Origin of the sequence: Spirulina sp. CS-785/01 (genome assembly GCF_028330525.1) — a bacterium.
Lineage (GTDB): Bacteria > Cyanobacteriota > Cyanobacteriia > Cyanobacteriales > Spirulinaceae > JAQMSD01.
This window is the reverse complement of the sequence record NZ_JAQMSD010000070.1, coordinates 1-8,924: the sequence shown is the minus strand read 5'-3', so window position 1 is coordinate 8,924 and position 8,924 is coordinate 1. Positions and strand designations below refer to the sequence as shown.

The 8,924-nt window shown below is 48.7% G+C and carries 9 protein-coding genes; 3 read left to right on the top strand and 6 right to left on the bottom strand.

The window, feature by feature from the left end:
• The first annotated feature begins 182 nt into the window (after positions 1-182).
• Complete coding sequence (gene glgA / locus PN462_RS03890) at positions 183-1,622, top strand: glycogen synthase GlgA (protein WP_272126655.1); 1,440 nt, start codon at positions 183-185, stop codon at positions 1,620-1,622.
• Between the two features lie 94 nt (positions 1,623-1,716).
• Here glgA and ygfZ read toward each other — a convergent pair whose 3' ends face one another.
• The 6 genes from ygfZ to plsX form a co-directional block, all read right to left on the bottom strand.
• Positions 1,717-2,682 (bottom strand): CAF17-like 4Fe-4S cluster assembly/insertion protein YgfZ, encoded by a 966-nt coding sequence (gene ygfZ / locus PN462_RS03885; protein ID WP_272126654.1) that lies wholly within the window; start codon positions 2,680-2,682, stop codon positions 1,717-1,719.
• 36 nt (positions 2,683-2,718) lie between these two features.
• Positions 2,719-3,312: a hypothetical protein gene (locus PN462_RS03880; RefSeq protein WP_272126653.1), complete on the bottom strand. Its 594-nt coding sequence runs from the start codon at positions 3,310-3,312 to the stop codon at positions 2,719-2,721.
• A gap of 39 nt (positions 3,313-3,351) precedes the next feature.
• Positions 3,352-3,582 carry a DNA-directed RNA polymerase subunit omega gene (locus PN462_RS03875; protein WP_272126652.1) on the bottom strand — a complete coding sequence of 77 codons (231 nt, stop codon included), beginning with the start codon at positions 3,580-3,582 and terminating at the stop codon, positions 3,352-3,354.
• A 136-nt stretch (positions 3,583-3,718) separates the two neighbouring features.
• Complete coding sequence (gene fabD, locus PN462_RS03870; protein WP_272126651.1) at positions 3,719-4,597, bottom strand: ACP S-malonyltransferase; 879 nt, start codon at positions 4,595-4,597, stop codon at positions 3,719-3,721.
• Between the two features lie 119 nt (positions 4,598-4,716).
• Positions 4,717-5,730: a beta-ketoacyl-ACP synthase III gene (locus PN462_RS03865; RefSeq protein WP_443029055.1), complete on the bottom strand. Its 1,014-nt coding sequence runs from the start codon at positions 5,728-5,730 to the stop codon at positions 4,717-4,719.
• Positions 5,731-5,809: 79 nt separating this feature from the next.
• A complete protein-coding gene (gene plsX / locus PN462_RS03860; protein WP_272126649.1) occupies positions 5,810-6,841 on the bottom strand; it encodes a phosphate acyltransferase PlsX in 1,032 nt (343 codons plus the stop codon).
• Positions 6,842-6,864: 23 nt separating this feature from the next.
• Between plsX and PN462_RS03855 the strand changes: the two genes are divergently transcribed.
• Both PN462_RS03855 and PN462_RS03850 read left to right on the top strand, forming a co-directional pair.
• Positions 6,865-7,080 (top strand): hypothetical protein, encoded by a 216-nt coding sequence (locus tag PN462_RS03855; RefSeq protein WP_272126648.1) that lies wholly within the window; start codon positions 6,865-6,867, stop codon positions 7,078-7,080.
• Between the two features lie 74 nt (positions 7,081-7,154).
• Positions 7,155-8,441, top strand: a complete 1,287-nt coding sequence (locus tag PN462_RS03850) for a D-alanyl-D-alanine carboxypeptidase (RefSeq protein WP_272126647.1) — start codon at positions 7,155-7,157, stop codon at positions 8,439-8,441.
• The last annotated feature ends 483 nt before the right edge of the window (positions 8,442-8,924 follow it).

The window sequence follows — 8,924 nt, the reverse complement described above, 5'->3', positions numbered from 1 at the left end:
CCCATCTCCCCCATCTCCCCCAAATACAATAACCTCTCGGAAAACCTAGACTTTTGGCAACGAAACAGGAAAAATTAGCAAAGAACAGCTAACAACTAGCAACGTCAACAACCCACCGTGATAATCTCCAAGATTAAGCGGAGGCTGGAATTCACCCAAAGGAAGGAGAGTAGAGGTTTTCAATGAAAATATTATTTGTTGCCGCAGAAGCTGCACCCATTGCCAAAGTGGGAGGCATGGCGGACGTTGTAGGGACGTTGCCCGCTATTTTACGGAAAATGGGTCATGATGTCCGGCTTTTTATGCCCTATTATGGCTTTCTGAATAACCTACTGGACATTCCCAAAGAACCCACTTGGTGGGGGAGTGCCATGTTTCAGGAATTTGCAGTTTATGAAACTAAATTTTTAGATAGCGACGTTCCTCTTTATTTATTTGGTCATCCCGCCTTTGATCCCCATCGTATCTATTATGGTGATGATGAAGATTGGCGGTTTACCTTCTTTGCCAATGGTGCATCGGAATTTGTCTGGAACTACTGGAAACCCGATATTATTCACTGTAATGATTGGCATACCGGGATGATTCCGGTTTGGATGCACGAATCTGAGGACATTCGCACTGTCTTCACTATCCACAATATCGCCTATCAAGGGCCGTGGCGTTGGCGACTGGAGCAGATGACCTGGTGTCCGTGGTATATGCAAGGCCATAATACAATGGCCGCTGCCGTCCAGTTTGCCGATCGCGTGACGACTGTTTCCCCCACCTATGCTCAACAAATTCAAACTCCGGCCTGTGGGGAACAACTGGAAGGCTTAATGTCATTCATCAATGATAAACTCCGGGGTATTCTCAACGGCATTAACCGAGAAAGCTACAATCCCGAAACTGACCGTTATATCGTTGAGAACTATACCATCGACAGCATAGAGAAACGGAAAGAAAATAAACTGGCCTTGCAAGAGGAATTAGGACTCCATATAAATGAAGGAGTCTTTTTGATGGGAATGGTGACGCGGTTAGTGGAGCAGAAAGGGATTGATCTACTCTTACAAGTGATGGATCGCTTTTTGGCCTATAGTGATGCTCAGTTTGTTTTATTGGGAACGGGCGATCGCTATTATGAAAACCAGATGTGGCATTTGGCCTCCCGTTACCCAGGCCGGGTTTCCGTGCAAATTCTCCATAACGATGGGTTGGCCCGTCGCATTTATTCTGGCACAGATGTCTTCTTGATGCCCTCTCGCTTTGAACCTTGCGGCATTGCCCAAATGTTAGCCATGCGTTACGGATCAATCCCCATTGTGCGACGGACTGGGGGGTTAGTCGATACCGTCTCTCACCATGAACCCATGAACCATACCGGAACTGGGTTCTGTTTTGACCGTTATGAACCCTTAGATTTCTTCACCTGTATTGTACGGGCGTGGGAAAGTTTCCGCTATACCGACAGTTGGCGCGAGTTACAAAAACGGGGCATGATGCAAAACTACAGTTGGGATAACTCGGCCCGAGACTATATCAAGATGTACAAAGAAATTCTTGGCCTCCCCACCGAGCAACTCTTACCGGAAGAAACAGCAGTGATGGGGACTTCTCCTTCAGGTGTTCCGGTGTAACGGTATGGGGTGACACACCACAAAGACACAAAGATCACAAAGAGCATTAAAAATGGTCTATCTCTCTGTTTTCTCTGTGTCTGATGGGGTGGGTTTAACTAGCAGCCCCTTGGGGATCATAATAGTCATGAGAGAGGAAAGGAACAGCCACAATGTTTCCTGGACTCTCTCCTATTTGCACGTTTAACCCTTCTCCTCCGGCTTTGGTTTTAATATAACCGAGGGCAAAAGTGCCGTCGTCTCCCTCACGACAACTGGTGACAACTCCGATTTTTTTCCCTTCACTATAAATTTCGGTTCCTGGGGTGACGGGTTGTTCTAATTTAATTCCCCAGAGTCGCTGTTTTACCCCTTTGTAGGTGTTGAGACGGGCAATGGTTTCTTGGCCAATATAACAGCCTTTATCAAAGGATATGGCTCGCCAGAGTCCTGCTTCAAGGGGGTTATAATCTTCGGTGAGTTCATGGTTGGGGAGGGGCCGGCCTTGTTGAATGCGGAGGGTTTCCCAAGCGTCTTGACTCATGGATACTGCTCCGAGTTGCTCTAATGCTTCCCAGACGGGACTTGCTCCCGTTTTCGGCACAATCAAAGTATAACCTGGGGTCGCTAACCCACTGCCTACGGTAATTCTCCCGGTCACTTCCCCTAGGGTAAACGGTGCGTGATTGCCCTCTGTTTGCCCTTGTAATGCCTCTGCACCGAGTTTCGGGAGTAATTCCTCACTAGCCTCTCCCATGAGGCTAAAAATGGCGTTTTCCTCGGAGATGTCTTTTAGTTCTACCCGGTCCATGGGGAACAAATAGCGGTCTAACCATTGCAACATGGACTCGGTTTGTCCTGGAGAAATGAGCAGAAATACTGCGTCTTCGGTGACGTAAACGCTGGTTAAGTCGATGGTGCGAGCCGTAGAATTGACAAATACGGTATCACACCCTTGACCCGGTTGTAAGCGTTTCATGTCGTTGGTGCTTTGGTTGTGGAGAAATTGTAGGCCGTCTTCTCCGGTGAGTTGAATGAGTCCCCAGTGGGAGCGATCGCAAAGTAAAATACCACTATTCATGGGTAATTGGTAATCGGTAATTAGTAATCGGCAAAATTATTTTAACAACTCTGCATCACCGGGTTGGGGTTCACGGGGTGGGGTGATGGTTGGGGGTGAAGGGGGACGAGTTTCAGTCGGTTGGGGAGACTCTGGGGGTTGTTCTGGGGTTGCGTCTGCTGCGTCGGGGTTAAACACTTGGACGAGGGCGGCAATTAACTCATTGCGTTCCTGACGGGTTAAACTATCTATAACCTTGCGATCGCCCTCTAAAGGATTTTCCTCTAAGTTCAGTTGGTTGGGGTAAGACGTAGGAGACACCCGTTCATGAAACCCCATATAGTCCGATAACGTAAGTTTCCAGTCAAAGCGAAAAATCGCAGGCCGGTTTTTCACATAGAGATGATAGGAAATAAGACGGGAAATGAGGGTACTATCCTCATCAACCTCCCCCGTTTCCCGCAAACGGTAATCATTTTCTTTGGGGAAGTCCGGGAGAAGTTCATACACCCGCGTTGCAGCATCCGCAGGACGGACATACCGTTGTGCAAAAACAGGATGTTGTTGGGGAGGAATGAAGGGACTTAGGCCAATAATCAATAGTCCCAAACTGAACCATAAGATAAATTTTGTCACGATTTGTCCCTTCATCTTTCTATTCCCCTCTACTTTCTATTCCCCTCTACAATGCTAGTCGCCAATAATTTCCGGTTGGGTGAGTTCGTCGGACATTTCGATCACCGCACGAATGACAGGTTTCATCATGGGATCATCCAGATGGTTCTCAAAATCCTCATACCGCCGACGTTTCGCCCGGTTTGCTACTTGTACAGTGATGCGATAACGGTTGGAGGCCGCGTGCATCAGTTCATCAGAGCGAGTGGTAATATCACCAGAATCAAAAGGAAAACGCTTAACCATAAATCAAAAACTCTAAAATTTTATTGTAACTTTGTTGTTTGGGAAAAAGGGAACAGGGAACAGGGAATAGTTGGTTCTCCTCCATCTCCCCTATCTCCCCTATCTCCCCTATCTCCTCCATCTCCCCTATCAACTATCAACTAATATCTGCTGCACAACTGACCCCTTGCCGAGTTATGCTGGAGTGCGATCGCTTGAATAACCCCGCTAATACTTGACCTGGCCCCACTTCTAGCACCCGTTCTACTCCATCGGCGGCCATTTGATCCATAATTTCCCGCCAACGGACTGAACCCGTCATCTGCTGCACTAACCGCACTTTCAACTCCTCCGCATCTTGGGAGGGGGTTGGGTTAACATTGGACAAGACCGGAATTTTTGCCTCTGCAAACGCTACCGAGTCCAACACCTCTTTAAACTGTGCTGACGCATCCTGCATCAAGGGAGAATGGAATGCACCGGAAACATTTAAGGGAACTGCACGCTTCGTTTTAATCTGACTCACCACATCCTCAACTGCGTCTGGAGTCCCCGAAATCACGACTTGGGCTTTACTGTTATCATTCGCTAGCACAACATTAGGATTTTTGTCAATAGCATTTTGCAATTGTTCACGATCAAAACCAATGAGAGCCACCATTTTACCCCCTTCGGTCTGATCCATGAGTTCAGACCGCCGTTGCACCAGCTTCAACCCGGCAGTAAAATCAAATACCCTAGCGGCATAGAGGGCGACATACTCCCCTAAACTATGGCCAGCGACAACTTGAGGGGTTTGGCCTTGTTCAAGCAGTAAATCGGCTAAAATCGCTTCAATGACGTAAAGACTGGGTTGGGTGTAGAGGGTGCGAGACAGTTGATCATCTTCACTTTGACAAACCTCTAAAACTGACCATCCCAAGATTTCTTGAGCTTGGTCAAATTTCGATTTTGCCACAGAATGCTCGGCCAAATCGGCCTGCATTCCCACTTTTTGCGATCCCTGACCCGGAAAAACCCATGCTGTTTTTGTCATTTTTTTTCTTTGTTGTTTGTTCTTTGTTGTTTGTGAAATAGGGAACAGGGAATAGGGAACAGTTCTTACTCCCCATCTCCTCCATCTCCCCCATCTCATCACCAATCACCAATCACCAATTACCCATTATTGATACCCCATTCAAAAATAACCGCCCCCCATGTTAAACCAGCCCCAAACCCAGACGCAGCAATCCTATCGCCGACTTTAACTTTGCCGTCGCGGACGGCTTCATCTAAGGCCAAGGGAATGGACGCAGCAGAGGTGTTCCCGTATTTGGCAATATTACTAATCACCTTCTCCGAGGGGAGTTTTAGCCGTTGGGCTACCGCATCCATGATGCGCTGGTTGGCTTGGTGGAGGAGTAACCAGTCGATGTCTGAGGCCGTTAAATTCGCTCTAAAGAGGGCTTTGGAAATGACTTCGGGGACTTTGGCCACGGCAAAGCGATACACTTCTCGGCCATTCATGGTGATGGGTTGATAGTTGCCTAATTTGGCGTTGACCTCATCGACTAGGGGCTTGGTTTCCCCTTGAAAGGCTAAGGTGAGGGTGTGGTTTTGTGTGCCATCACTACACAGTTCAAAGCCTAACAAGCGATCGCGCGTTTCATCGGCCCGTAAAACCACCGCCCCGGCCCCATCGCCAAATAAGACACAAGTGCTGCGATCGCTCCAATCCACCCAGCGCGACAGTACATCAGCCCCAATGAGTAGCACATTTTGATACACCCCGGTACGGATATATTGGGCCGCTGTCACCATCCCAAAGACAAACCCCGAACAAGCGGCTGTCAAGTCAAAGGCCACCGCATGAGTTGCCCCCACCTGATGAGCAATTTTCGCCGCACTACCAAAGAGATCATCCGGTGTAGAAGTGGCCAAAATGACCAGATCAATGGCCTCCTTGGGAATTTGTGCCGCTTCTATCGCCTTTTGGGAGGCTTGGACCGAGAGACTGCACAGCGATTCCTCCACCGTCGCCACACGACGCTCTCGCATTCCTGTGCGACTTTGTATCCACTCATCCGACGTTTCCACCACTTGGCTAAGTTGTTCGTTGGTGAGTTTAGCTGTTGGGGTTGCTGAACCACTGCCTGCGATCGCAACACCGACCCCGAATTGTTTCAAAATAATACGACCTCCATCACTGATTTTCCATACCGTGCGAAACCAATGTTTGTGAGTTTCACGCTATCCTTGGGGCATTTCGTTACTGAGAGGAACGGGTCTGCTCGGCGGCTTGCCCATAATAGGACTGAATCCGTTGCAAGACTTGATGACCGATCGCATCTTTCGCCAAGCGAATGGCATTAAAAATCGAAGGAGCTTGGGAACTCCCATGACTAATAATACAAATCCCATCCACGCCCAACAGTAAACCCCCGCCATGTTCGGCGTGGTCAATCCGTTGTTTAATGCGGCGTAAATTGGGTTTCAGGATAGCTGATCCCAGTTGTCCTCGTAACCCTTGGGGTAATTCTTCTAAAGTAATTTGTAGCAAGACTTCGCCAATGGCCTCGGCAAATTTCAGCAAAACATTGCCCACGAAGCCATCACAGACAATCACATCGAACTCGCCTGAGAGAACATCCCGGCCTTCTGCATTACCCACAAAGGGAATTGCCGGATGGGCCTCTAAAAGCTGATAACTTTTCAGAGCCAGATCATTCCCCTTGCTAGATTCCTCGCCAATATTGAGTAACCCAACCTTGGGAGTTTCAATCCCTAAGACGTATTGACTATAAACCGTTCCCATGAGGGCAAATTGTTCTAGATATCTTGGCCGACAATCGACATTAGCCCCAACATCGAGGATAATCACCGATTTCCCCGCCAAGAGTGTCGGAAACATCGCGCCAATGGCAGGACGATCAATACCTTTGATTCGTCCAAGACGCAGCAAGGCCGAAGCCATCACTGCGCCCGAATGTCCTGCCGATATAACCGCATCAGCCCGCTCTTGTTTGACTAAATCCATTGCCACATTGATGGAAGCCTTGGGTTTTCGGCGAACCCCCATTGCTTCCTCATCCATGGCAATTTTCTCCTCAGCCGGAACAACTTCGAGATTACGAGTTGTGCCATGTTCCTCCAGACAGGATTGGATCTGCTGAGGCTGGCCGACGAGCAGCACTTGTACGTCAAGTTCTTCAGCGGCGCGAACTGCACCAGCGACAATTTCTTTGGGGGCGTGGTCCCCACCCATTGCGTCAACAGCAATTCTTTCGCGTGTCGATCCCATTGATCAAAGTGATAGAAGCCTCTATGGATTTTACCAGATTAGGTCGAACCCAACGAGTTTGTTATTGGTTATTGGTTCTTTGTGAACTAGGGAATCGGGAATCGGGAATCGGGAATCGGGAATCGGGAATAATATATTTGTGTTTTCCCCATCTCCTCCATCTCCTCCATCTCCTCCATCTCCCCCATCTCCCCTATCTCCCAACTCCCGACACCCGGATCACTCAACCAGTACAATAAAATTCTGTCATTAGGCACATCTTTATCAAAAAAGTGTCTTCAACTGTGAGCCGTTGCTGAAGCGCGAGAAGGGAATGCTGAAATCGTTAAGTCTGAGTTTGCTAGGGATATGGGGATTATCGTTTAATTTTGGGGGTGTGCCGTCGCCCCAAATTGAGGAGTTATTGCAATGGCAAGAGGTGGCGTTTTTCCAGTTACCCGCAGAACCTGATCCGGCGGCAGAAAAAATTGTCAATAATTATTTGAATCGTTTAAAGGCCAGAGGGTTGGCGGCCAACGAGCAAGGCATTTGGCTTCAGTCGGGGATGACTCGCTTGGCCACCCAGAATGGCAAAATCCCCGATTCGGCGGCCTCGTTGACCAAAATTGCCACTACTTTGGCGGCGGTGAAAACGTGGGGATTAGAACACCGTTTTGAGACGGTAATTTCTACGTCGGGAACGGTGAATAATGGCGTTTTAGAAGGGGATTTAGTGATTCAGGGGGGGAGTGATCCCTTTTTTGTCTGGGAGGAGGCCATTGCGTTAGGAAATGCCCTCAATGAATTAGGGATTCGTCAAGTGACGGGAAATCTAATGATCACGGGGGATTTCTATATGAATTTTAAAACTAATCCCCAAACGGCGGGACAGTTGCTCAAATTGGCGTTTGATCGGGAACAATGGACTCCGGCGGTGTCACAGCAGTATTACCGAATGCCCCCCGGTACACCCCAACCCCGGCTAAAAATTAATGGCTCGGTGGTGACTCAAGGGAATGCTCCCCAAGGCCGGGTTTTGGTGCGTCGTCAGTCCATGAGTTTGGCCAATATTCTCAAACAGATGAATATTTTTAGTAATAATGTGATGGCGGAGGCGTTGGCTGAAGCGGTGGGTGGGGCTGAGAAGGTGTCTCGCTTGGCGGCGGAAGCGGCGGATGTACCACCGGAGGAAATTCAGTTAATTAATGGCTCTGGGTTGGGGTTAGCTAACCGCATTTCTCCTCATGGGGCGGTGGCCATGTTGATGGCTTTAGAGCGTGAGTTGGATGCTCAGTCTTGGGGGGTGGGGGATTTATTTCCGGTATCGGGCCGGGATCAGCAGGGAACGATGCAAAATCGGGCTTTTCCGCCGCATACGGTGATTAAAACGGGGACGTTGCGGGGGGTGAGTGCGTTGGCGGGGGTTGTGCCAACGCGCGATCGCGGCTTAGTCTGGTTTGCTTTGGTCAATCAGGGATGGGATATTGTGGAGTTAAGAGCGCAGCAAGATAAACTCCTCCAAGAGATTGCCCAAACCTGGGGAACGGCGAATCTCCCTAATAAAGGCGGGGTGGGATTAAATGAGACGTTAGGTGATCCCAATCGGAATCGTAAACGGTAATGGGAGATGGGGGAGATGGGGGAGATGGGGGAGAACTATCAACTCTCAACTGTCATAATCTATAATTTCGAGTAACGAAGAATGGAGAACCGCTCGTTGAAAGCTAGACATTGATTGACATTGTTCAATTTTTGTTGACCTAGAAAGGGACGAGCGTGCAGACTCAGCCATAAATCCTGTAAAAAGGTAGGCTACCTTCGCCAGGGTCATCACACCCAAGTGTAAACGCCAGCACTTGGCTCTGTGGTCTGTAATTAAACTGAATACCAACGATGAATGAAGGTAGTGTTACAGATGTAAAAAGCCCCTTGAAGTTTGTCGAGGCCAACCTTACAGTTTAACTGAGTGGCTGAAAAAGCCCTGAAAATCATGTGCAATTACGCATTTCTCATAGACCAAAATCAAACCCCTTTGAAACCTGTTCATCCGGCACGGGCCAGAAAACTCCAGGATGGGTATAAGTAGGGCTTTGTGACCCAATGT

Coding starts and splice junctions, on each gene's coding strand:
- glgA (WP_272126655.1), top strand. CDS start 183: ATGAAAATATTATTTGTTGCCGCAGAAGCTGCACCCATTGCCAAAGTG.
- ygfZ (WP_272126654.1), bottom strand. CDS start 2,682: ATGAATAGTGGTATTTTACTTTGCGATCGCTCCCACTGGGGACTCATT.
- PN462_RS03880 (WP_272126653.1), bottom strand. CDS start 3,312: ATGAAGGGACAAATCGTGACAAAATTTATCTTATGGTTCAGTTTGGGA.
- PN462_RS03875 (WP_272126652.1), bottom strand. CDS start 3,582: ATGGTTAAGCGTTTTCCTTTTGATTCTGGTGATATTACCACTCGCTCT.
- fabD (WP_272126651.1), bottom strand. CDS start 4,597: ATGACAAAAACAGCATGGGTTTTTCCGGGTCAGGGATCGCAAAAAGTG.
- plsX (WP_272126649.1), bottom strand. CDS start 6,841: ATGGGATCGACACGCGAAAGAATTGCTGTTGACGCAATGGGTGGGGAC.
- PN462_RS03855 (WP_272126648.1), top strand. CDS start 6,865: ATGGATTTTACCAGATTAGGTCGAACCCAACGAGTTTGTTATTGGTTA.
- PN462_RS03850 (WP_272126647.1), top strand. CDS start 7,155: ATGCTGAAATCGTTAAGTCTGAGTTTGCTAGGGATATGGGGATTATCG.